This window comes from Streptomyces kanamyceticus, assembly GCF_008704495.1.
In the GTDB taxonomy this organism is placed as follows: domain Bacteria; phylum Actinomycetota; class Actinomycetes; order Streptomycetales; family Streptomycetaceae; genus Streptomyces; species Streptomyces kanamyceticus.
This window is the reverse complement of record NZ_CP023699.1, coordinates 3,954,313-3,976,079: the sequence shown is the minus strand read 5'-3', so window position 1 is coordinate 3,976,079 and position 21,767 is coordinate 3,954,313. Positions and strand designations below refer to the sequence as shown.

Sequence of the window (21,767 nt, the reverse complement as noted above, 5' to 3'; positions counted from 1 at the left end):
CGATCTGGCCACTCGCGGCCACGGAGAGGCCCGTGCCTGATCAACTCGGATTCGATGAGCTGCTGTCCGACGGCGGCTTGATCGCGCGGCTGCTCGGCAGGACGGCGGCCGGGCGGAAGCGGGAGCTGCTCTATGGGGAGGACCTTCCCGTGGTGCTGCTCGTGGGCGGGCCCGGGACCGGGAAAGGGCGGCTTCTGCGGTGCGTGCGGGGGCAGTTCGGGCCGCGCGTGCCCACCGCTCACGTCGACTGCGCGCTGACCGGCTGCCGGGAGCAGGCGGAGGAGCGGCCGCGGAGCCGGTCGGAAGTGACCGAGGTGCTGCGCAAGATCGCCTCGCAGTACGTCGACTGGCGCGGTGACGGCGGCGGGATCGCCGTGCCGCGGCTGTACGCGGGGCTCGCGGCCGTGGCGGCGAGCGACCCGCTCGCCCCCGCGACGCTCCTGGTGGACGAGGTGGGGCGGCTCGACGGGCTGCTGCCGCCGGGGTCCTTCTGGCGCGGTGTGCTGAAGGGGACGGCCAAGAACTATGTGGGCTTCCTGCTGGGGCTCGTCACCAGTTCGCTGGTGGGGCCGTTCATCAACGCGCTCCTCGACGGGCTCTTCGCCCGCGCCTCCAAGGAGGGCAGGGCGGCTCTCGAGTCCTGTTACGGGGAGTATCCCGGCGCGGGCGGTCAGCCCCTTGTCGGGCTGCGGTCGCTGGCCGACGACTTCCAGCAGGGCGGGGAGGCGCGGCGCATCGCCGAGGGGTTCCTCCTGCGGGCGCTGCGGCAGGACATCGACGCCGCCTACCGCAACGTACGCGGGCAGTTGACGCGCGTGGGGCGGCCCGCGCTGCTCCTCGACCACGCGGACGGCTCGCTGGGGCGGCGCCTGCTGAAGCCCGCGCTCGAAGACCGGGAGCGGGGGCACCACGACCGGCTGGTGATCGTCGCGACCGCCCGGCGCGAGGACGGCGGCCGCTTCCTGCACCGGGCGGGCAGCGACCACGACGACATGGCCACGTGGCGGTCGCACATGGGCGCGCTGCCCGCGTGGAGCCGCCCGCCGGACGCCGTTCCCGATCACGCGCCGCTGTGGCGCGGCGTGCTGCGCGTACGGATGCCCGTGCTCAGCCGCGACCAGCAGAAGGACGAGCTCAGCAGGCTCAGGGGCGGCCGCGCGCAGCCCGACAACGCCGTACGACTCAGGGTCCACAGCGGTGTGCACCGGCTGAGCGGCGGCCGTCCGCTGTTCGTGACGCGGCTCGGCGAGGCGACCGCCGCCGCGTCGTTCCCCACGCCCGAGGAGTGCACCGACTGGGCGATCCTGGACGCCCGGGTGCCCGCGGGCGAGGACGACCAGGGCCGTCCCGTCGCCGACCGGGCGGTCGCCGACGTACTCGTCGACGAACTCGTGGGCCGCGTGCTCCCCGAGGAGCTGCCGCCGCAACACCGCGGCCACTGGCTCGACCTGCTCACCCACCTGTCGGTGGCGCACGATGTGGAGTGCGCCCAGACCCTGGTGCGCGCCGTGCAGGAGGACCGCACCGATCGCCTCAACGCCTACCGCATCGCCGAACTCCTGGAGGACGCCGGCTGGCCCCACTGCCCCCGGCACTTCATCGGGGACCTCGGCCTGCGCCGCCTGCTCACCCGGCGCCTGTACCGGCTGCGCGAGGGCGGCGCGGCCTGGCACGCGGACCACGCGCTGCTCCAGGGCCACTACCGGGGCCTGGGCGACCAGCACGCCGACGCGCTGTTCGTGACCGCGGGCGCGCACCGCATGCACCACCTGCTCGCCTCCGACGGCGCGGACCTCGTCACGCGCTATCTGGCAGGAACGTTCCTGAGCAGGACCGCCGCCGAGTGGTGCGCGGAACTCCTCGCCATCGCGGACGCCGCGCTGATCGGCGCCGACGACGACCGGTACGCGCGCGCCCTCGGCGAGACGCAGGTGCGCGGCGACACCCTGCGGCGCCAGATCGACCGGCTGCTGCACGCCGTCTGGCTCACCGAGGACCGCACCCAGCCGCTGGCGGAGACCGTGCCGACGGTGCTGCGCGGGCCGCTGCGCGAGCTCAGCGAGGAACTGTCGAAGATCGCCGACGATGCGGTGCGCGACCAAGGGCCCGAAGGCGCCGGTGTCGCCAGGGCGGCCGACGGGGCCGCGCTGCTCATCCGCATGGCCCGCGACTGGGGCGACCGCGCCGAGGACAAGCAGCCGCTGAACCGGTGCGTGTGCACGGAGCACATCGGGTTCGGCTGACAGAGCTGACAGAGATGGCAGGGCTGACAGAGAGGGAGGGCAGCGTTGAGGCAGTTCGGGAACTGGCTGTACAACACGTTCTGGGCCAACTGGATGCGCAGGATCCTCACGCTGCTCGGCCTCGTGGCCGCGGGCGTACTCCTGTGGGTGTTCCTGCCGCCCATCGGCGAACCCGAGAGCTGCGCCTCCGGAGTCGAGAAGCACGGCGGCGAGTGCATCGGCGTCAACGGCTCCGGCTACGACTTCGGTACGCCGCAGATCTCCGAGGTCGCCCGGGCGATCGCGAAGGAGAACGAGCGCTTCGTCGGCGACAAGCCCCACGTCACCGTGGCCCTGATGCTGCCGCTGCAGCCCGACATCGCCGCCGAGCGCGTGCAGTTGCGCAGCGAGATCCAGGGCGCCTACCTCGCGCAGTACCGGTCCAACCGCAACGAGAGCACCCCGCTGATGCGCCTCGTGCTCGCCAACCCCGGTGACGGGTACGCCCAACAGGCCAAGGTCGTCGACCAGTTGGCCGCGATGTCCACCGACAAGAGCCAGAACCTCCGCGCCGTCACCGGCTTCAACCTGAGCCTGGACGCCACGGAGAAGGCCATCTCGCGCCTGACCGACGAACTGCACATCCCGGTCCTCGCGAGCCGCGTCAGCGCGGACGAACTCGCCAACCCGGAGAAGAGCACCGGCAAGGCCCCCTATCCCGGCCTCGCCCGCATCATCCCGACCAACCGGCAGCAGGCGGACGCGCTGGCCAGTTTCCACGGCAGGCTCAAGGACGAGGAGACCGTCCTGGTCAAGGACACGCGGTCGCACGACATCTACAACGACTCGCTCGCCAAGGCCTTCAGCCGCAAGGAACCGGGCCCTCCGGGTCCCAAGGACCAGCCGTTCGAGTCCCCCTCGATCACCGACCCGGGGGACACGGGCAACGACTTCACCCTCATCGCCCAGAACATCTGCCAGTCGTCGGCGCGCTACGTCTACTTCGCGGGCCGCCCCGTACACCTGCGGCTCTTCGCCCTGAAACTGGCCGACGTGCAGTGCAAGGGCAAGAAGTACACGATCGTCAGCGGCTCGGGCTCGGCCACGCTCAACCGCTACATGAAGGGCGACGACTGGGCGAAGCTGCGCGGCGGCGACGGCAAGGAGCCCACCATCACGGTGCAGTACGCGGCTCCGGGGCACCCCGCCGCCTGGGACACGGAGCTGGGCCGCGAGGGCGCGGCGAAGAAGCGTCCCGACTATTTCACCGAGCCCCAGAAGGAGTTGCGCGAACTGCGCCTCCTGATCGGCAGGGGATCCGCGGGCGACATCGGTGACGTCCGCCTGGACGACTCCCGCACCATGCTGGTGCACGACGGCGTCCGCACCATCGCCAAGGCCGTCCTGCTCGCCAACGCCCAGACCGAGGGCACGGTGCCGTCCCTGAAGCGGGTCTCCGACATGTGGCAGCGGATCGAGGCGACCAACCGGGTCGTGGGCACCAGCGGCCTGATCTGCCTCACCAACGCGGGCAACGCCTACGACAAGCCGGTGGCCGTGGTCGAACTGAACCCCACCACGCGGAAGTTGGAGTTCGTCGGCATCGGCTGGCCGCAGGGCAAGCCGCAGCCCGCGGACTGCCGGGTGCCCAGCGGAACGGGGTGATCCACCGGGCAGACGGGGTGATCCGCCGGGCACCGGGCGCGCCGCGCTACGGCGTCAGCGCCTGGCCGAGTCGCGCCCCGACCGGCGTACCCAGCGCCGTACGCCCGTAATAGACGCCGCTCGACCCGGGCACGCCCGAACTGCCGCTGTCCAGCTGGAGGATCGTGCCGTCGCCCGCGTCCTCGCCCTCCACGCCGATGGCCAGGTCCGCGCGGCCCGAGCCGGACAGGTCGGCGAGTGTCGCGGACGAGCCGAGGCGGTCGCCGCTCTCCGTGGCGCCGGGGACGCCGGGCTCGTCCTGCGAGAAGGCCTTCGCGCCCGTGCCGGTGAGGCCGGCCGAGGAGCCCTTCAGGAGGAGGGAGGTGCCCGCGTCCTTACGGCTCGTGCCGGAGCGGGTGATGTCCTCGCCGGGGGCGCCGGTCAGGACGTCCGCGTAGCCGTCGGCGTCGTAGTCGCCCGCCGCGACCGACCAGCCCATCGCGTCGCCCGCCTCCGCGGCGCCGGGGACGCCGGACGTGGCCTGGTGGACGGTCTTCGCGCCGGTCGACGTGAGGCCCGTCGACGTGCCGGGCACCACCGTCACCTGGCCGCCCGCGTGCGCGCCCGACTCGGCCGTGTACGGCTGGCCGATGACCAGGTCGTCGTAGCCGTTGCCGTTGACGTCGCCCACGGCGACCGAGCGGCCGCCGGGGACGGAGAGCACGCCGACCCGGCTGAGGCCCGAGCGGCCGCCCCTGAACCAGGCGACCTTGCCCTTGCCCGCCTGGTCGCGGTAGGTGAGGGCGACGTCCGCGTAGCCGTCGCGGTTGAAGTCGCCGGACGCCGCGTCGGCGTACGCGATGGCCGTGTCGCCCGAGGTGAGACTGCCGCCGGACTCGTGGTCGGCGTCGAGCCGCGCGGCCCACGAGCCGCCCGTGCCCGTCGCGGCGGCGAACACGTCCGCCTTCCCGTCGGCGTTGAAGTCGCCGGAGGCGACCGCGGAGCCGAACCTGGCGCCCTTGTAGTGGAAGTCGTCCGCCAGCTGCATGTCCGTGCCGGACGTGAATTCCGGGCCGTAGAGCATCGTGACCGCGCTGCGGTCGGTGTTGCCCGACGAGTCGTCCTCGCCGGGGGCGCCGATGACGAGGTCGGCGTACCCGTCGGCGTTCAGGTCACCCCACGCGGTCGCCGCGCCCCAGTCGTCGCCGGTCTCCGAGGCACCGGGGACGCCCTCGCCGGCCTGCGTGAGAGAGATCTTCGACGCGGCCACGGGCCCGTCGAGGCCGCCGGGCAGGACCGTGACGCGGCCGCGGTGCGACGACGCCTCGGGGGTGCCCGCGATCAGGTCGGTGATGCCGTCACGGTTGAAGTCCCCGGTGGGTATCGCGGAGTTCTCGCCCGCGCCGCCCGCGCCGCCCGGTTCCGCCATCGCGTACGGCACCGTGCCCGCGCTCCCGAGCACGACGGCTCCGATCGTCAGCCACGCCCTGCGCCGCAGACTCGACGGTCTGTACGCATGTGCGGAACGAGCCTTCTCAGGAGCTCTTCCACGTCCTCTGTCACGTGTTCTGCGCGGGCTCAATTGCCCCACCCCTCAGCGAATTCCAGGTGAACCAAGCGAGTCCCTACGACCGACCGAAGTGGCAAAGGGTTGTAGGCGCGCGGGCGATTTGTCGCGTGATGTATCCCGCACGCCACAGGTGTGACAGCGCGACGGGTGGGTGCGCTGGGTCATGTGAGAGTTGTGAACCTGTGAAATGTCTATGGGCGGGGAGTCACGTGTACCGGCGTACGGGGACGGAAAGACGGTGGGTGCGGGCGGCCGCACTCTCGCTCGCGGTGGGCGCGATGGCGGGCGCCCTCACGTCCTGCGGCACCAAGGACCGCACGGTGAGCTACTCCGGGGGCACCCTCGAGAAGGTCACGCCCGAGAACGAGCGGCGCGGTAAGGAGATCTCCGTCGAGGCCATGGGCCTGTTCAAGGACGTGGAATCGCTCCGCCTCGGCGTCGACAAGACCAGCCCGCAGGGCCGCCAGAAGGTCTCCCTGCACATGGACCGCGACAGCAACTGCACGGGCACGTTCGACGCGGGCCCCGCGCAGCGCGGCGACCTCATCATGATCGAGGGCCAGGCGACCTATGTGCGGTTCAGCGACGAGTCCCTCCAGGAGATCCGCGAGCTGGCGGTCCGACGGGGCCCGGAGATCGCCGCGCGGGCCCGCGAGCGGACGGCGCTGGCGCGCGGAAAGTATCTGAAGATCCCGACGGGCGGAGCCGTCGGCGGCCCCTCGATGCCGGTGGACAGCTGCGACCTCGACAAGATCACCGGACAGATGCCCGGCGGCCCGGGCCCGGACGACGTCATCAAGGCCCAAGGCCAGACCCGGCGTTACGGCGAGGACGTCATCCCGCTCGTCGAGCACGGCAACGGGGAGACGACCGTGTACGTGGCCGCGCACGGCAAGCCGTACGTCCTCGGCCTGGAGGCGGAGGAGAACGGCCAGACGATGAGGATGCGGATGTCCGACTACGACGAGCCGGTCGAGGCGGTGGCCCCCGCGGCGGCGCAGACCATCGACATCTCGGAGGTCTCGGGAAGCACCGGCGGCGGCTCGCTCTTCGAGGTGTGAGGCGCGTACGCCGGGGGACCCGCCACCCGGCCCACACCGATGGCCACGCCCTCTCGCGCTGTGACGTTTCCGCGCCGGGGGACGCTGGTGACCGTGGGGGCACGGGCACGGTGAACTGTGCCGCGTCGGCCGGATGGGAATGCGTTGGGCCAGGGTGGGAAACCCCGTCGCGCGCAGGCGCACGACGAGGAACTGGGCAGAGCGGTCGCGGCGGCGCAGGACGGCGACGAGGCCGCCTTCGCCATCGCCTACCGGCTCGTCCAGCCCGGCCTCGTCGGCTATCTGCGCGGCCTCGTCGGCACCGAGGGGGAGACCGCGGAGGACATCGCGGCCGAGGCCTGGCTGGAGATCGCCAGGGACCTGGGGCGGTTCCGCGGGGACGGGGCGGGCTTCCGCGGCTGGACCGCGACGATCGCCAGGCACCGGGCCTTCGACCACCTGCGCAGACAGCGGACCCGGCCGCGCCCCGCCGCCTTGGAACAGGACATGCTCGAACTGCCGGGACCGCACGACACCCCCGAACAGGCCCTTGAGGCGATCTCGACCCGGCGGGTGCTCGACCTCATCGGCGAGCTGCCCCGCGACCAGGCGGAGGCCGTCCTGCTGCGGGTGGTCGTCGGCCTCGACGGCCCCGCGTCGGCCCGGGTGCTCGGCAAGCGGCCCGGGGCCGTGCGCACGGCCGCCCACCGGGGACTGCGCAAGCTCGGCGAGCGGCTCGGCCTCGGCGGTGTGACGGATGACGGGCCCGGCACGCTGGGGGAGTCGAGATGAACATGGACGAACTCCCGGGCCCCGGAGGTACGCGGGGCGGTCCTTCCCTTGATTCGCTGCTCGGGTCGGCCGTGCGGGCCGACGCGGACGCCGCGCTGGACACGGACGCGCAGCGGCAGGCCCTCGCGGCGTTCCGCGCGGCCCGCGACGAGGGAGCGCACCGGGCACGGACCCGCCGCCGCGACGACTGGCGGCCACGGGGGCGGCGCAAGGCGCGGGTGGCGTAGGCGTCCCGGTCGACTTCCGGGCGCGTACAGATGCCCCGCACTCTGTGTCTTGCCAGATCAGAGCACGGGGCATCTCCGCGATGGAAGGGGCCGCCACCCCCCACAGGAGAGGCCCCTACCGGCACGCGGCACGAACCGCGTGCGGTCCGTACTTCCTTCAGCGCCGCGCGTGCGTTTTCTGTCACACCGCGCTCTGTCACCCGGTAGTTGCGCGTTGTACAAACATGGACGTGGAGCCTGGCGAGGCCGTAGCGTGCTGCTTCGCGCCGGGGCCGGGCGCAGATCTCCGAGTGGCAGGATTGAGAGAGTGCTGGGGGACGACGCGGAGCTGACCGCCGCGGTGCTTGCGGCGCAGGACGGGGACGAGACCGCGTTCCGTACTGTGTACCGCGCTGTGCACCCGCGGCTGTTGGGATACGTACGCACGCTGGTTGCCGAGCCGGACGCCGAGGACGTCGCTTCCGAGGCCTGGCTGCAGATAGCGCGCGATCTGGACCGCTTCAGCGGCGACGCCGACCGGTTCAGGGGCTGGGCCGCGCGCATCGCGCGCAACCGCGCCCTCGATCACATACGCATGCGGGGCCGCCGCCCCGCGATAGGCGGCGACGAGTCCGAGCTGACCGGCAAACCGGGCGAGGCGGACACCGCGGGGGAGGCGATGGAGTCCCTCGCCACCGGTGCGGCGCTCGCCCTGATAGCCCAGCTCCCGCAGGACCAGGCGGAGGCCGTCGTGCTCCGCGTCGTCGTCGGCCTCGACGCGAAGAGCGCGGCGCAGACCCTCGGCAAGCGCCCGGGAGCCGTCCGTACGGCGGCGCACCGCGGTCTGAAACGGCTCGCGGAACTGCTCGGCGCGGACGGCGCGGATCCGACGGACGCGCTCGGCGCGGTACCCCCTCAGAGAGAGCCGCGCGGGCACGCGGTGACGTCCGCCGGTGTGACGCATTCGCGTACGCGGACGCAGAAGGACATGTGATGGCCGACGAGCAGTACCAGTGGCTGGACCGCGACGCGGCGGAGCGTCTGCTGCGCGGGGAGCCCCTCGAAGGCGTCGACCCTCACGTGCGCGCGCAGGCCGACAGGCTCGCCCGCGCGCTCGGCGCGCTGGCCGCCGACGACCGCGCGACCGCCCCTGGAACGGACGGTTCCGCCGCGGCGCCCCAGGACGGCACGCAGCGCGCGGCACGGGAGCAGGAACAGGGCCACGGACAGGGCCACGGACAGAGCTACGAACAGGGTCGCCCCCAGCATCACGCGCAGGAGCTCGCCCACGGTGAACTCCCCGGCGAGGCCGCCGCGTTGGCCGCCTTCCGCGCCGCGGGGCCCGGCTCCGCGCGAGCCGCCACCCGCTCCGCCGCCTACGCCACGCCCGCCCACGAGGCGGCCGCGGGCGAGACCGTGCGCCTCGGTCGCGCGGGCGAGCGCCCGCAGCCGTCCCGGTGGGGCAGACCGGTGCGGTTCGGGCTCGCCGCCGCGCTCGCGGCGTGCATGGTCGGCGGTGTCGCCGTGGCGGCGGGTACGGGCGTATTGCCCTCGCCGTTCGGCAGGCACGGCGACTCGGGCCCGGCCGCTTCCGCATCGCCCGTCGCCACCCCGGAGACGTCCCTGCCGACGCCGTCGGACGACGCGGGCACGCCCTCCGAGGACCTGAACCCGGACGCCAGCAGCGCGCCGGATCAGGAGCCCACGCGGGAGGCCGAGAGCAGCTCGCCCCCCGAGGCCGAGGCGGGCGGCGACACCCAAGGCCCCACGCGACGGCCCGACCGCACCGAGAAGCCGCAGGGCGACAAGACCAAGAACTGGTACCGCAAGGCCGTGGCCGCCTGCCGCGCCTACCGCAGCGGCGAGCTCCAGGGCGAGAAGCGCCGCCGTCTCGAAGAGGCCGCCAAGGGCCGGGCCCGCGTGGAGGAGTTCTGCGGCCGGGTGCTCGGCGGCGCGGGCGGCGGCGGCAACGGCGGTGCCAACGCGGGCGCCGGCAATGGCAAGGGCAATGGCGGCGGCGATGACGGTGACGACGGCGACGACGGCGGTTCGAGCGGCGGCGGTGGCGAGGACGGCGGCGACGACGGCGGCTCGTCCGGCGGTGACACAGGGGGCAACCCGGGCCCGCCCCCGTCGACCCCGTCCGTCCCGGGGACGACCCCCACGGCTTCGTACCGCGCTCTGCCGGTCCTGCCCTAACCCCCGCGCGACGGCATTCCGAGACCGGGTGTGACGTTTTTCGGCACGGTGACGCAGTAAGTAGTGAGCCGACTGGTCATCGGCCCGCGCACGAGCCGGGGGTTCCCCCCGTACCTTCGGCTCCGTGCCACCAGCGTGGGCGGGATACGTTCCCCCGATCCCGCCCACGCTGCTTTTCCTCCCCGGCGCTCCCGAAGACAGCTCTTTCGGAGACAGCGCTCCCGGAGACCGCCCTCACTTGTAGACGACGACCTTGTCGCCCGTGCGCACCTCGTCGAAGAGCTTCACGATCTTCTCGTGGTCCCGGACGTTCACGCAGCCGTGCGAGGCGCCGCTGTAGCCGGTGGCGGCGAAGTCCGACGAGTAGTGCACGGCCTGGCCGCCGCTGAAGAACAGCGCGTACGGCATGGCCGCGTCGTAGAGCGTCGAGACGTGCTCCCGGGACTTCCAGTAGACCTCGAAGGTGCCTTCGCGGGTCGGCGTGTACTGCGCGCCGAAGCGCACGTCCATCGTGGAGACCGCCTTGCCGTCGATCATCCAGGTCAGGGTGCGGCTGCTCTTGGCGATGCACAGGACGCGGCCCGTCAGACAGCGCGGATCCGGCTTCGCGGGCGGGATGCCGCCGCCCGAGTACAGCTCGAACCGCGTCGGTTCGTCCGTCATGGCGAGCAGCCGCTGCCAGGTGACGGTGTCCACGTCGCCGGTACGGGGCAGGCCGCGCTTGCCCTGGAAACCCTCGACCGCGCCCGCGGTCGCCGGGCCGTAGGTCGCCGTGGGGTTCTCGTGGAGCCAGGCGACCTGGCGCAGCCTGGCCTGCAGCTCCCGCACCTGGCCGCCGTGCGCGCCCCGGGCCATCAGCGTCTTCGGGGGCTCCGCCGGTCGTGACGGCTCCGCGGGCTCCGAAGGATCCGGCGCACGCGACGGATCCGTACGGTCGGGGGTCGGGTCCGGTGGGGGCGTCGCGGGGGCCGACGCGCCCGGTTTGCCGTCACCGCCGCCCGTGGCCGACGCACTCGGCCGCCCGCCGTCCGTGTCGATCTCCGCGGCCTTGCATCCCGCGGCGAGCATCAGCACCGCCACGGCTCCCACGGATATCGCGCCCTTGCCCATCAGGCCCCCCGGTGCTCCTGGACATCACTCCTGGAAGTGTTTCCCGGTTTGCCGAGAGTGACGCCTGCCGGTCGCGGGCGCAAGCTGGATACATGACATATGAGTCGGAGTCCGGACTGCCCGTCGAGCCCGTGTACGGACCCGAGGCGCTGGCGGGCTGGGACCCGGCGGAGCGGCTCGGCGACCCCGGCGCGTACCCCTTCACCAGGGGCGTCTACCCCTCCATGTACACGGGCCGCCCCTGGACGATGCGCCAGTACGCGGGCTTCGGTACGGCGACGGAGTCCAACGCCCGCTACCGGCAGCTGATCGAGCACGGCACGACGGGCCTGTCCGTCGCCTTCGACCTGCCGACCCAGATGGGCCACGACTCCGACGCCCCGATCGCGCACGGCGAGGTCGGCAAGGTGGGCGTGGCCATCGACTCGGTGGACGACATGCGGGTCCTCTTCGACGGCATCCCGCTGGGCGAGGTCTCCACGTCGATGACGATCAACGCGCCCGCCGCACTGCTCCTCCTCATGTACCAGCTGGTCGCCGAGGAACAGGGAGTCGACCCCGCGCGGCTCACCGGCACGATCCAGAACGACGTGCTCAAGGAGTACATCGCGCGCGGCACGTACATCTTCCCGCCGGGCCCCTCGCTGCGCCTGACCGCGGACATCTTCCGCTACTGCGGGGCCGAGATCCCGAAGTGGAACACCATCTCGATCTCCGGTTACCACATGGCGGAGGCGGGCGCTTCGCCCGCGCAGGAGATCGCCTTCACCCTCGCCGACGGCATCGAGTACGTGCGTACGGCGGTCGCGGCGGGCATGGACGTGGACGACTTCGCCCCGCGCCTCTCCTTCTTCTTCGTGGCACGTACGACGTTCCTTGAGGAGGTCGCCAAGTTCCGCGCGGCCAGGCGCATGTGGGCCGAGGTGATGCGCGAGGAGTTCGGCGCGCGGAACCCCAAGTCGCTGATGCTGCGCTTCCACACGCAGACCGCGGGCGTCCAGCTCACCGCGCAGCAGCCCGAGGTGAACCTGGTCAGGGTCGCCGTCCAGGGGCTCGGCGCGGTCCTCGGCGGCACCCAGTCGCTGCACACCAACTCCTTCGACGAGGCCATCGCGCTGCCCACCGACAAGTCCGCGCGCCTGGCCCTGCGTACGCAGCAGGTCCTCGCGTACGAGACGGACGTGACCGCCACGGTCGACCCGTTCGCCGGGTCGTACGTGATGGAGAGGATGACGGACGACGTGGAGGCGGCGGCGCGCGAACTGATGTTGCGCATCGCGGACTTGGGCGGCGCGGTGCACGCCATCGAGCAGGGCTTCCAGAAGGACGAGATCGAGCGCAACGCCTACCGGATCGCCCGGGAGACCGACTCGGGCGAGCGCGTCGTGGTCGGCGTCAACCGGTTCAGGGCCGACGAGGAGGAGCCCTACGAGCCGCTCCGCGTCGATCCGGCCATCGAGGAACGGCAGACCGCCCGCCTCGCCCGGCTCCGCGCGGAGCGGGACGCGGAGGCGGTGGAGAGCGCCCTGGCCGCGCTCAAGGAGGCGGCGAAGGGCGAGGCGAACGTCCTCTATCCGATGAAGGACGCGCTGCGGGCGCGGGCGACGGTGGGGGAGGTGTGCGGGGCGCTGCGGGAGGTGTGGAGGTCCTACGTACCGGCCGACGCGTTCTGAGCCCTCCGGCACCGACGGCGGCCTGCCCCGGTCTCCCCCCTCTTGCTCTTACGGCTGCGGCTGGAAGAAGTCCTTGATGATCTGGGCCAGTTCCTGGAGGTAACCGGCCGTGGGCGGCTTCTGGGAGAGCTCGAACTCGACCTCGTTGACGCCGTCCTTGCGGTGGAAGCGGAAGTCGACCTTGAGCCGCAGCCAGGCGATGACGGCACCGATCACCACGATGTGGTCGGCGGACTCCGCGAGGCCCATCTGGTCGTCGGCCGGTGGATCGGCGAGCACGGGCGCGCTCACCGCGGCGCTGTCCTCGTCCGCGGCGAGCCTGGCGAGGACCGCGCGGGCGGCGCCCGGGCCCGCGGAGCCCAGCGCGGGCGGGTCGAGCCGCGCGGCTGCGAACAGCGCGTCGATGACGTCGGCTGCCTCCCCGGCGCTGGCCACGGGCAGCGGCGTCGGCGCCGCCGCGGTCAGGGTGTGGGTGATCTCCTCCAGGGCCAGCACGACGGTGCGGTCCGGCAGGCGGGTGAGGTCGGCGGTGCTCATGGGCTGGTCTCTCCTGGGTTCGGGGGCACGTGTAGGGGCAGGGGGGCTCACCGCCAGTCGCCGAGCGGGATGAAGCCCGCCCAGTGGTAGGGGTGCGCCAGCCAGGGGCGTTCGGTGTCGGTCATCAGCCGTCGCTGGGCCCTGCGCAGCGCGCGCCACAGCGGCTCACCGGCCATCCGCTCGCGCGCGATGCCGTCGAGCAGTTCGGCCGAACTGTGCTGGTTCACCCGCCAGACGGGGGCCACCACGGTCCTCGTGCCCTCGCGGAACAGCGCCTGCGTCAGGCCCGTGAAGTCCTCGCCGAGGTGCGCGGGATCGTGCCAGCCCGCCGAACAGGCGCGCAGGACGACCGTGTCCGGTGTCGCGGACGTGGTGCCGATGTCCCTGGCGCGGAGCAGGAACGGCAGCGCGTCGGGCAGCGCGGCGCTCGTGTGCATGCTGGCGTGCGCGCGGCCGTCGGTCAGGATGAGGGCGGCGTCGCCGGGTTCGCCCTCGCCCGAGTGGCCGTGGCAGGCGATGTACGCCAAGTCGTGCTCGCCCAGGGCCTTCAGGACGCTGCGCGGGGTCGCCGCGGTGCCGGTCAGGACGGTCGTGCGGGGCCCTTCGAGCGCTTCGGGCACGGAGTCGTCGAAGCCCTGGCCGGTGTCCGTGGCCGCCAGGTCCTCCAGTGAGGCGACGTCGACGCGCAGGACGCGTTCGGGGCGTGCGGGCCGGTCCAGGAGCAGGTACTCCAGGGTGGACACGCTCGGCGTGTAGACGAGGGCGGCCCGCTCGGCGAGGTGGCTGCCGTCGGCCAGGCGCAGCGCGTGCAGGGGCAGTACGGAGAGCGGCCCGTGCGGGGCGACGCAGAGCAACTCCCGCCCCTCCAGGACGTCCTGGAACGGCAGCAGGCCGCGGAGCCCGTCCAGCGGGAGCGGCACCGGGCGGCGCGGGTGGATCTTCGGGCGCGGCGGGAAGGCCGTCGGATCGCCGTCGACGGTGCGCCGGATCGTGTCGGCGGCGGTGTGCAGGGCGGCGCGGGTGGTGGGCACGCGGTAGATGTGCAGGCGCCGCTCGCCGGAGGCGATCACGAAGCAGAAGCTGTGCCGCTCCCCGATGAAGTACGAGGCGAGGACGAGCCCTTCGGTGGGCGCGTGCTCCTCGACGAGGTGGAACGCGCCGTCCAGGCCGATGCCCCTGGCGAGCCGGAGCCGCTCGTGGCGTGGCGCGGCGCGGCCGATCTCGGCGGCCTTCTCGGCCAACGACTTCTGGACGCGGTCCAGCATCGCGGCGCTCTGCGCCTGCCCGCGTCCGGGATCGACCCGGTCCGCCTCGCGCAGCAGCCTCCGCAGGCCGGGCAGCAGACTGGCCTCGGACGCGAGGAGTTCGGGGTCGAGGTACGCGGAGGCGGGCCGCGGGAGCGGCAGCCGCGAGCGGTCCTCCACGATGCCCCGGGACTTCACCTCCTCGTGCAGTTCGAAGGCGAGCCAGGGGGCGGACCTGTGGTCGGGCAGCCGCAGCCGCTCCGGTCCTTCGCCCTCGGCCAGGAGCAGCGCGAGCAGTTCCTCGTGGACGGGCAGGGTCTGGCCCGCCCACTCCTGCCAGGAGTGCGCGCCGTGGTCGTTCGTGCGCTGCGCGAGCAGCAGCCTGCGGCACTCCCACAACTGGTCGAAGGCTTCCTGCTGCCGGGCGGGATCCTCGGCGAGGAGGCGGGCGAGGGCCAGGCGCATGCCGACGGTGTCGTCGGACCTCTCGTGGCGTCCGGCGGCGGCGAGCGTGGCGCGCAGGTGGCTCTCGGCGACGGCGGGGCCGTGCGCGGCGGCCAGGTGGTCGGCGACGGGCAGGCAGAGATCGCGTACGACGTACCAGGCGTCGCCCGCCAGGCAGTCGGTGTACAGGGTGGTCAACTCGGCTTCGTGGGCGGCGCGTTCGCGCTCCGTGGCGGCGATGCGAGACAGCCGTTGAAGGGCCAGCATGCGCACGCGGGTCAGGGCGACCGTCAGCTGGGGGATGGTCGCGTTGGAGACGCGTACCTGGTGGCAGGCGAAGGCCAGGGTCTGCGCCAGGTCGAGCTCCTTCTCCGCCAGGGCCTGCGCGACCTGGCCCTGTTCGAACGGGGCGAGGGCGCGGGGCGGCAGGTGGATCGGGTGGGGCTCGTCGTCCTGCGCCGCGCCGGTCGTCATGACAAGCGCGTCCCGCAGGCAGTCGGCGGCGGCCGCCGGTGCGCCGTCGAGCACGGCCAGGTCCGCGAAGCTCAGGAAGACCTCGCCCACGCTGCCCCACAGGTGCCTGCCCGCCGAGTCGAACAGGCACAGGACGAGCCAGTGCGCCGCCTCGCCGAGCCGCAGCGCGCGCTCCTGGCTGCCCTCGGCGGCCTCACCGGCCTCGCGCAGCAGGGACTTGGCGACCAGGAGCCGGATCTGCGGGAGTTGCGGCGCCGCCTCGGCGTCGCTCCTCGCGGTCTCGGCGAGCAGGATCTGCAGGGACTCGCGGTGGCGGCCGCGGGCCGCCGTGCAGCGGGCGAGCCACAGGGTGATCTGGCGCCGCCGGTCCCCGGTGCCGTCGTCGGCGGCCTCGGCGAGCAGGCCCCGGAAGGCGCGCACGGCCGCTCCGTACGCCCCCACGCCCTCCCACGCGCGGGCCTGCAGCTCCCGCAGGGCCGACTCCGACAACGGGGTCCTGGCCCCGCGTTCCCTCAGGCTCCGCACGGCGGCCAGGTGGTCGAGTGCCTCCTGGTAGCGGACGTCCTGGTAGACGCAGAGCGCCGCGAGCTGGGTGTGGGCCTCCGCCGCGTCGTGCGGGGAGGAGGTGGGGCGGCCGTCGGCCCGGTCGAGGGCGTGGTTGAGCACGCGGCGCACCCCGGCGCGGTCGCCGAGGTCGGCCATGGCGGCGGACAGCGAGAGGTAGGCGGGCAGGAGGGACCGGTCGTCGCCCGCCGCCTCCTGGAGCGCGACGGCGCGCGAGGCGTGGAACAGGGCGCGCCGGGCCTTCTTCCGCCCGACCAGCGCACGGGCCCAGTTGCACAGCCCCGTGACCCGGTCCGGCGGGCTCTCGCTCAACGGGGTGAGCGCGGCGAGCAGGTCCTGCTTGACGGCGAACTCCCGCTCGGCGAGGCCGGGGGCACCCATCACCGCGAGGGCGGCGCGGACGGGCTCGTCGGGGACGAGGGCACGGTGCTCGCGCAGCAGCCGGTGGGCGGGGAGCATGCCGGGGGCTTGGGCGGCGAGGATGAGGAGTTCGGTGAAGTCGACGGGTTCTGGGGCGAGTTGGGGTGGACCGGTCGTGACATCACCCGACACGTCCGGGCCCGCCACGCCCTTCGTCCCTCGACGGGCGGTCGTGTCGGCATCCGGCACGTCCGAGCGGGCTGCGTCCGCTGGCTCTCGACGGGTGGTTGTGTCATCGCCCGGTGCGTCCGAGCGCGTCGCGTCCCCCGGCTCCCGACGGGTGGTTGTGTCGGCATCCGGCACGTCCGAGCGGGCTGCGGCTCCCGGCTCCCGATGGGCGGGCGTGTCAGCATCCGCTACGTCCGAGCGCGTCGCGTCCCCTGGCCTCCGACGAGTGGTCGTGTCATCGCCCGGTACGTCCGATCCTGCCGCGGCCCTCGTCCCCCGACGGGCCGCCGTGTCAGCACCCGGCACGCCCGATCCCGTCGCGACCCCTGGCCCCCGACCCGCGGCCGGGTCCGCCTCGCTGGTGAGTCCGGTCAGACAGATCCGAGCCAGAAACTCATGCAACTCGGCGGCACGGGGTCGCGCATCAACGCCTTCGCCGTCACGATCCGCACCGACATCTTGGGCCGCGCCTGCGTCTGCCGCCGCACGTGCGTCTGCTGCGCCCGCTGCGTCTGCCGCCGCACCCGTGCCCGCCGCGTCTGCCGCAGCGCCCGCGTCTGCGGCAGCGTCTGTGCCTGCCGCATCCGTCGCCCTGCCTGCGCCCGCCGTAGCGTTCGCGTCTGCCGCATCCGCTGTGGCGCCTGCGCTCGCCGCATTCGCCGCAGCGTCTGTGCCCGCATCCGTCGCTGTGCCTGCGCCTGCTGTGCTCGCCGCAGTGCCTGCGTCTGCTGTATCCCTTGCGGCGCTTGTGCTCGCCGCATCTGTCGCTGTGTCTGCGCCTGCTGTGCTCGCCGCAGTGCCTGCGTCTGCTGTATCCCTTGCGGCGCTTGTGCTCGCCGCATCTGTCGCTGTGTCTGCGCCTGCTGTGCTCGCCGCAGTGCCTGCGTCTGCTGTATCCCTTGCGGCGCTTGTGCTCGCCGCATCTGTCGCTGTGTCTGCGCCTGCTGTGCTCGCCGCAGTGCCTGCGTCTGCTGTATCCCTTGCGGCGCTTGTGCTCGCCGCATCTGTCGCTGTGCCTGCGCCTGCTGTGCTCGCCGCAGCGCCTGCGTCTGCTGTATCCCTTGCGGCGCTTGTGCTCGCCGCATCCGTCGCTGTGCCTGCGCCTGCTGTGCTCGCCGCAGCGCCTGCCTCTGCTGTACCCCTTGCGGCGCCTGCGCCTGTCGCATCCGTCGCAGCGCTTGCGCCTGCCGTGCCTGCCGCCGCGCCTTCGTCTGCCGCGCCCGCGCCCGCCGCCGCGCCCGCGCCCGCCGCCGCGCCCGCGCCCGCCGCCGCGCCCGCGCCCGCCACCGCCCCCGCGCCCGCCACCGCCCCCGCCCCCGCACCCGCGCCCCCCTCCTCCCCGTCCCCGTCCCCGACTCCCTCGTCCCCGTCCTCCCCGACCCCATCCATCCACCGCAACAACTTCGCCGCCGACCCCCGTTGGGAGGCAGGGATGCGGTCCAGGAGCGTCAGGACCTCGTCGAACGTGGCGGCGACCATCATGCGCATGACCGCCGATGCCGCCTCCTCACCGAGTTGTGCCATCGAGGGCCTCCATGAACGCTTCGGCGCGGGTCGCCGCGTCCTGGTCGTCGGTCTGGTGGGCGCAGCGTCGCGCGTGGTCCAGGGCCTCGGTCCGCAGGCCGCAGCGTGCCAGGGATTCGGCGATGACGAGCAGGTCGTCGGGTGCCATGTCGGTCTCCTGCGTCACCTCCTCGCTCAGGCCCCGCAGCGTCTCCGACCGGTCCGCGTGGTCCGCGTGTGAGGTGAAGGAGATCCAGGCGGCGAGGAACGGCGAGCGGTAGTCCCCGCACATGGCACGCCGCTGGATCCGCTCCACGGCCCGCTGCCGCGTCTCGTCGTCGCCGTGCTCGATGTCCCCTTGGATGACGTACCACTCGGACTCGCCCTCACGGCGGCGCAGCGCGCGTTCCTCCAGGGTGGACGCCCGGGCCGCCTTGAGCGCGGGCGAGCCGGGGGCCAGCTGGCGCAGGCTGTCCAGCGCCCCCCGCTGGGCCGACATCGGCAGACCGGAGCGCGCGATGCGCACGAGCATCTCCAGGGCCGAGATCCTGCCGGGCGCCGCCGCGAGTACCTCCACCACGATCCCCGCGGCCTCCCAGAGCGGCGCGGGGTCCTCGTCCAGTTCACCGAGGGCGCACAGCGTCTGCGCCTGTAGCAGCAGCGTCTCCGAGGGGGCTCCCTCGGACGGAATCTCCGACCAGGCGGCGGCCCGCAGCACCAGGAACTCCCGTTCCAGGGCGCGCAGTTCCATCGTCCGGTCGATCCAGGCGACGCGTTCACCGACCTCCCGCAGCCAGCGCGCGCTCAGATTGCCGCCGCGCCGCGTAAGGGTCTCGGTGGTCTGCTCCAGGACCTTCCGCGCCGTCTCCGGCCGTCCCGCGTGGACGAGCGCGGTGGCCAGGTCCACCCGGACCGGGACGTGCTCGGGCCGCTCGTCGGCCAGCCGGGACAGGATGAGCAGCGCGCCGAACGGCATGCCGCACTGGAGGTGGGCGAGCCCGAGGAGGTACGTCCCCTCGTGGTGCTCGGCGGCGTGCTCCTCGAAGTACTCCAGGAAGCGGATCCGGTCCGTCATGCCCGTGCCGACGGCCATGAGGAGCGGCAGGTGCTCCTTGGGCAGCGACTCCGCCGCGAACGGCACGTCCCAGGAAGGCAGTGATCGCCCCATCGCACCCCCGTGTGCGTCGCCCAGCCGATCCGTAGAGCGCATGCTCCGCAACTCGGGCGCCCGGCGCAAGGGCGCGAACGGTCATGACGGGCGCGCGCTGTCCGGTCTCCGGACGCACGTGCCTCATGTCGTACGCACGTGCGACACTCCGGCCATGCTGGGTGTCACCGATCTTCCGACCTATCTCGTGGGCCTCGTCCTCATCGTCCTGCTGCCGGGACCGAACTCGCTGTACGTGCTCTCCGTCGCCGCGCGCCGGGGCGTCCGCACCGGGTACACCGCGGCCGCGGGCGTCTGGTGCGGCGACACCGTACTGATGACGCTCTCGGCAGCCGGTGTGGCCTCGCTGCTCCAGGCCAACGCGGTGCTCTTCGGGATCGTGAAGTACGCGGGCGCCGGGTACCTGACCTGGCTCGCGATCGGCATGCTGCGGGCCGCCGCCGCGATGTGGCGCTCCCGCCGTGAGCGCTTCGCGGACACGGGCCAGGACCCGGCGGACGGCGGCGCGGCCGAGCGGCCGTTCCGCAGGGCGCTGGTGATCAGCCTGCTCAACCCGAAGGCGATCCTGTTCTTCATCGCCTTCTTCGTGCAGTTCGTCGACCCCGGGTACGCCTATCCGGCGCTCTCCTTCGTGGTCCTCGGGGCCCTCGCGCAGATCGCGAGCTTCCTCTACCTCACGGCGCTGATATTCAGCGGCACCCGGCTCGCGGCCGCCTTCCGCCGCCGCAAGCGGCTCTCCGCGGGCGCCACGTCGGCGGCGGGCGCGCTGTTCATCGGCTTCGCGGTGAAGCTGTCGCTCAGCAGCGTCTGACGAGCAGGGGGGCGGCGTCGGCTCAGTGGTGCCAGGCCGAACCGCCCACGTTGTGGATCATGCGCTGCAGGACTTTGAGCGTCAGGACGTACTCCTCCGGCGTGATGCCCTCGTTGATCTCCGCGAGGATCTTCTTCTGCCGTTCGGCCGCGCGCTCCCGCAGCGCGCGGCCCTCGTCGGTCAGGGCGATGCGGCCCGCGGTGTCCTCGGTGATCAGGCCGCGGTCGTGCAGGGCGCTGATGTTGTGCAGCAGGGCGCCGTCGCCGGTGTCCAGGTAGCCGCGCAGGATGCCGACGACCTCGCCGCGGTCGCGGCCGCCCTCGGGCGCGTCGTGCAGCTGTCCCAGCACCCACCACTGGGGCTGGGTGAGGCCGAGCTCGGCGAGGTGGGTGCGGATGTGGTGGACCACGGCGGAGCCCGCGGCCGAACTCCAGTATCCGATGGGCTGGTTGAGGAGTTCGGCGTCGCTGTGTGAGTACGTGAAAGTCGTCATGGCCACGAAGGTAGGACCTCAAGTCGACTTGAGGTCAACCGCCCCGAAGTGAGTCCTCAGGTACGCCCGCACCCCCGTCGCGTCCGCCCCCGCCCACCCGAGGTATCCGTCCGGGCGGACCAGGAAGACGCCTTTGCCGTAGGGCTCGTACGCGGGGACGCGGTGCGTGTGGACCAACACGCCGTCCAGCGGCGGGAGTTCCGCGTCCGTGCCCACCGCGAGCAGCGTCCAGTGCGGACCGCGGAACGCGTCGAACAGCCGCTCGCCCGCCGAGGCGCCCGGGCCGTCGGGGGCGCGGTCGCCCGCCCGCAGCGCCTCGTCGGCCAGGCCCGTGCGGGTCTCCGCCGCGAGTGACGAGGCGTGGTAGCCGATGCCGAGCTGCTGGGTGGCCGCCCCGCGCCTGGCCTCGCCCCGGTGGATGCGGGTGGAGAGGCCGAGCATGTGCGCGGCGTTGGGCAGCCGCTCCTCCTCGTAGGTGTCGAGCAGGGTGTCGGGGGCGCCCCGGCGAAGGACCGCGCCCAGCTTCCAGCCGAGGTTGTAGGCGTCCTGGACGCTGGTGTTCAGGCCTTGGCCGCCCGCGGGGGAGTGGACGTGCGCCGCGTCACCGGCCAGGAAGACCCGGCCCGCGCGGAAGCGGTCGGCAAGGGCCGCGCGCGGGCGGAAGTCCGAGGCCCAGCGGACCTCGGTGACGTCGTCGGCGGACAGGTGCGTCCGGGCGGCGACGACCTCGCGCACGCCCTCAAGGGAGAGGTCGGGCGTCGTGTCCGGCGCGAACCGCGCGGTCAGCTGGAAGTCCGGGATGCCGGGCAGCGGGCAGATCGCCAGGAAGGCGTCACCGTCATCGGCGGGCGGGAACATGTGCCAGTTGTCGCGGTCGAGCGCGGGGATGCGGACGTCCGCGACCAGGACCGGGTTCGGGTCCACGGTCTCGCCGGTCATGGCGATGCCGAGCGCCCGGCGCAGGGTGGAGCGACCGCCGTCCGCCGCCACCGAGTACGCCGCGCGCACCGCCGTGCCCGTCGAGAGGCCGACGGTGACGCCGTCCGCGTCCTGCGTCAGCTCCGTGACCGCCGCGCCGAACGTGACGTCGCCGCCGAGCTCCCGCAGGCGCGCGAGCAGGATCTCCTGGGTGCGCCACTGGGGGAGCATCCACGGCCCGGCGTACGGCGCGGCCCCGGTCGGCTCCGGCGCGTCGAACATCCGGCGCTCGCCCCGCCGTTCGCCGTCGCGCCACACCATGCCGACCGGGTAGGGGCCGCCCGCCGCGAGGACCGCGTCGCGCACCCCGAGGTCGTCGAGGACCTCCATGGTGCGGGGCTGGATGCCCTTGCCGCGCGAGCCGGGGAAGAGGGCGGGCGCCCGCTCCACGACGAGGGCGGGCACACCGCGCCTGGCCAGGTCGCAGGCGAGGGCGAGGCCGGTGGGACCGGCGCCCGCGATGAGGACACCCGTCTCCTTAACGTTGTTAAGTTCCATGTCCGGAGC

General features: G+C 73.2%; 17 protein-coding genes. 9 read left to right on the top strand and 8 right to left on the bottom strand.

Going from position 1 to position 21,767, the window contains the following annotated elements; all coding sequences use genetic code 11:
- The first annotated feature begins 32 nt into the window (after positions 1 to 32).
- Together CP970_RS16285 and CP970_RS16280 are read left to right on the top strand one after the other, a co-directional pair.
- Entirely contained in the window at positions 33 to 2,243 is a 2,211-nt protein-coding gene (locus CP970_RS16285; protein ID WP_055550399.1) for a hypothetical protein, read from the top strand.
- Between the two features lie 45 nt (positions 2,244 to 2,288).
- Entirely contained in the window at positions 2,289 to 3,887 is a 1,599-nt protein-coding gene (locus CP970_RS16280; protein ID WP_224058467.1) for a type 1 periplasmic-binding domain-containing protein, read from the top strand.
- Between the two features lie 46 nt (positions 3,888 to 3,933).
- Here the strand turns inward: CP970_RS16280 and CP970_RS16275 are convergent, their stop codons facing one another.
- Positions 3,934 to 5,328, bottom strand: coding sequence for an FG-GAP-like repeat-containing protein (locus CP970_RS16275; protein WP_055550400.1), 1,395 nt, complete (start codon positions 5,326 to 5,328; stop codon positions 3,934 to 3,936).
- A 350-nt stretch (positions 5,329 to 5,678) separates the two neighbouring features.
- Between CP970_RS16275 and CP970_RS16270 the strand changes: the two genes are divergently transcribed.
- The 5 genes from CP970_RS16270 to CP970_RS16250 all read left to right on the top strand — a co-directional run bounded on the left by CP970_RS16270 (position 5,679) and on the right by CP970_RS16250 (position 9,673).
- Positions 5,679 to 6,497: a hypothetical protein gene (locus tag CP970_RS16270; RefSeq protein WP_055550402.1), complete on the top strand. Its 819-nt coding sequence runs from the start codon at positions 5,679 to 5,681 to the stop codon at positions 6,495 to 6,497.
- Positions 6,498 to 6,641: 144 nt separating this feature from the next.
- Positions 6,642 to 7,268 carry an RNA polymerase sigma factor gene (locus CP970_RS16265; RefSeq protein ID WP_055550404.1) on the top strand — a complete coding sequence of 209 codons (627 nt, stop codon included), beginning with the start codon at positions 6,642 to 6,644 and terminating at the stop codon, positions 7,266 to 7,268.
- Between the two features lie 2 nt (positions 7,269 to 7,270).
- A complete protein-coding gene (locus CP970_RS16260; protein WP_055550406.1) occupies positions 7,271 to 7,495 on the top strand; it encodes a hypothetical protein in 225 nt (74 codons plus the stop codon).
- Positions 7,496 to 7,802: 307 nt separating this feature from the next.
- Positions 7,803 to 8,468: an RNA polymerase sigma factor gene (locus CP970_RS16255; RefSeq protein ID WP_055550408.1), complete on the top strand. Its 666-nt coding sequence runs from the start codon at positions 7,803 to 7,805 to the stop codon at positions 8,466 to 8,468.
- Positions 8,468 to 9,673, top strand: coding sequence for a hypothetical protein (locus CP970_RS16250; protein WP_055550410.1), 1,206 nt, complete (start codon positions 8,468 to 8,470; stop codon positions 9,671 to 9,673). The genes CP970_RS16255 and CP970_RS16250 overlap by 1 nt, the downstream gene beginning before the upstream one ends.
- Positions 9,674 to 9,907: 234 nt before the next feature.
- Here CP970_RS16250 and CP970_RS16245 read toward each other — a convergent pair whose 3' ends face one another.
- A complete protein-coding gene (locus tag CP970_RS16245; protein WP_055550412.1) occupies positions 9,908 to 10,783 on the bottom strand; it encodes a L,D-transpeptidase family protein in 876 nt (291 codons plus the stop codon).
- Positions 10,784 to 10,875: 92 nt separating this feature from the next.
- On the opposite strand from CP970_RS16245, the gene CP970_RS16240 reads away from it, so the two are divergent.
- Positions 10,876 to 12,456 (top strand): acyl-CoA mutase large subunit family protein, encoded by a 1,581-nt coding sequence (locus tag CP970_RS16240; protein ID WP_055550414.1) that lies wholly within the window; start codon positions 10,876 to 10,878, stop codon positions 12,454 to 12,456.
- Between the two features lie 48 nt (positions 12,457 to 12,504).
- On the opposite strand, the gene CP970_RS16235 is transcribed toward CP970_RS16240, so the two are convergent.
- The 4 genes from CP970_RS16235 to CP970_RS16215 form a co-directional block, all read right to left on the bottom strand.
- On the bottom strand, positions 12,505 to 12,993 hold the full coding sequence (locus tag CP970_RS16235) for a hypothetical protein (protein WP_055550416.1): 489 nt from the start codon (positions 12,991 to 12,993) through the stop codon (positions 12,505 to 12,507).
- Positions 12,994 to 13,040: 47 nt separating this feature from the next.
- A complete protein-coding gene (locus CP970_RS16230; RefSeq protein ID WP_055550418.1) occupies positions 13,041 to 16,286 on the bottom strand; it encodes a CHAT domain-containing protein in 3,246 nt (1,081 codons plus the stop codon).
- Positions 16,287 to 16,678: 392 nt separating this feature from the next.
- The gene (locus CP970_RS16225) at positions 16,679 to 16,891 is read right to left on the bottom strand and encodes a hypothetical protein (RefSeq protein ID WP_055550420.1); all 213 of its coding nucleotides are present in this window, start codon (positions 16,889 to 16,891) and stop codon (positions 16,679 to 16,681) included.
- Between the two features lie 923 nt (positions 16,892 to 17,814).
- On the bottom strand, positions 17,815 to 18,978 hold the full coding sequence (locus CP970_RS16215) for a tetratricopeptide repeat protein (protein WP_055557063.1): 1,164 nt from the start codon (positions 18,976 to 18,978) through the stop codon (positions 17,815 to 17,817).
- Positions 18,979 to 19,132: 154 nt separating this feature from the next.
- Between CP970_RS16215 and leuE the strand changes: the two genes are divergently transcribed.
- Positions 19,133 to 19,789 (top strand): leucine efflux protein LeuE, encoded by a 657-nt coding sequence (leuE, locus tag CP970_RS16210; RefSeq protein ID WP_055557067.1) that lies wholly within the window; start codon positions 19,133 to 19,135, stop codon positions 19,787 to 19,789.
- Between the two features lie 22 nt (positions 19,790 to 19,811).
- Here the strand turns inward: leuE and CP970_RS16205 are convergent, their stop codons facing one another.
- Both CP970_RS16205 and CP970_RS16200 read right to left on the bottom strand, forming a co-directional pair.
- Positions 19,812 to 20,282: a MarR family winged helix-turn-helix transcriptional regulator gene (locus CP970_RS16205; protein ID WP_150493466.1), complete on the bottom strand. Its 471-nt coding sequence runs from the start codon at positions 20,280 to 20,282 to the stop codon at positions 19,812 to 19,814.
- A gap of 18 nt (positions 20,283 to 20,300) precedes the next feature.
- Positions 20,301 to 21,758 carry an FAD-dependent monooxygenase gene (locus CP970_RS16200; RefSeq protein WP_150493464.1) on the bottom strand — a complete coding sequence of 486 codons (1,458 nt, stop codon included), beginning with the start codon at positions 21,756 to 21,758 and terminating at the stop codon, positions 20,301 to 20,303.
- Between the last annotated feature and the right edge of the window lie 9 nt (positions 21,759 to 21,767).